This window comes from Pseudomonas sp. AF03-9, assembly GCF_020515815.1.
Classification (GTDB): domain Bacteria; phylum Pseudomonadota; class Gammaproteobacteria; order Pseudomonadales; family Pseudomonadaceae; genus Aquipseudomonas.
Genome location: NZ_JAHPJF010000027.1, coordinates 1 through 1190, shown reverse-complemented (window position 1 = coordinate 1190; position 1190 = coordinate 1). Strand labels below are relative to the sequence as shown.

The following is a 1190-nucleotide window of genomic DNA, read 5'->3' as shown; positions in this document are numbered from 1 at the left end:
TGGATGAGGCGTTTGGGCCGGCGCCACGGTGACCGCCGATCTCGCGCATTCCAACAACAAAAAGAGGCATCAGCATGGGTATCTTCGATTACAAAAACCTCGGACCCGAGGGTTCCAAGGCGTTGTTCGCCGACGCCATGGCAATCACCTTGTACAGCTATCACAACCTGGATAACGGCTTTGCCGTGGGTTACCAGCACAACGGCCTGGGCTGGGGTTTGCCCGCCACTTTGGTCGGCGCGCTGCTCGGTGGCAGCGATTCCCAGGGGGTGATTCCAGGCATCCCGTGGAACCCGGATTCGGAAAAGGCCGCCCTGGATGCTGTGCAAAAGGCCGGCTGGACACCCATCAGCGCCAGCGCCCTGGGCTACGCCGGCAAGGTTGATGCGCGTGGCACATTCTTTGGGGAAAAGGCCGGCTACACCACGGCGCAAGTCGAGGTGCTGGGCAAGTACGATGACGCGGGCAAATTGCTCGAAATCGGCATCGGCTTTCGCGGTACGTCCGGGCCACGGGAAAGCCTGATCAGCGACTCCATCGGCGATTTGGTCAGTGACCTGCTGGCCGCGCTGGGGCCCAAGGATTATGCGAAGAACTACGCCGGTGAGGCATTTGGCGGGCTGCTCAAAAATGTTGCCGACTACGCCAGTGCCCATGGCCTGCACGGCGCCGATGTGCTGGTCAGCGGTCATAGCCTGGGCGGCCTGGCGGTCAACAGCATGGCCGACTTGAGCGGCAGTCAGTGGTCTGGGTTCTACAAGGACGCCAACTATGTAGCCTACGCCTCGCCGACCCAAAGCAGCGGCGACAAGGTGCTCAATATCGGCTACGAAAATGACCCGGTGTTCCGCGCGCTGGACGGCTCATCGTTCAACCTGTCGTCCCTCGGCGTGCATGACAAGCCCCATGAGTCGAGCACCGACAATATCGTCAGCTTCAACGACCACTACGCCTCGACCCTGTGGAATGTGCTGCCGTTTTCCATCACCAACCTGCCGACCTGGATCTCCCATCTGCCCACCGGGTATGGCGACGGGCTGACACGGGTCGTTGAATCGGGCTTCTACGAGCAGATGACCCGTGATTCCACGGTCATCGTCGCCAACCTGTCCGACCCGGCACGCGCCACCACCTGGGTGCAGGACCTCAACCGCAACGCCGAACCGCACAAGGGCAATACCTTCATCATT

The 1190-nt window shown here is 61.2% G+C and carries 1 protein-coding gene; it reads left to right on the top strand.

The window, feature by feature from the left end; genetic code table 11:
- Positions 1-74: 74 nt before the first annotated feature.
- Positions 75-1190: lipase (locus LIY36_RS25555; RefSeq protein WP_226457607.1), on the top strand; the 1116-nt coding region annotated here is incomplete at its 3' end.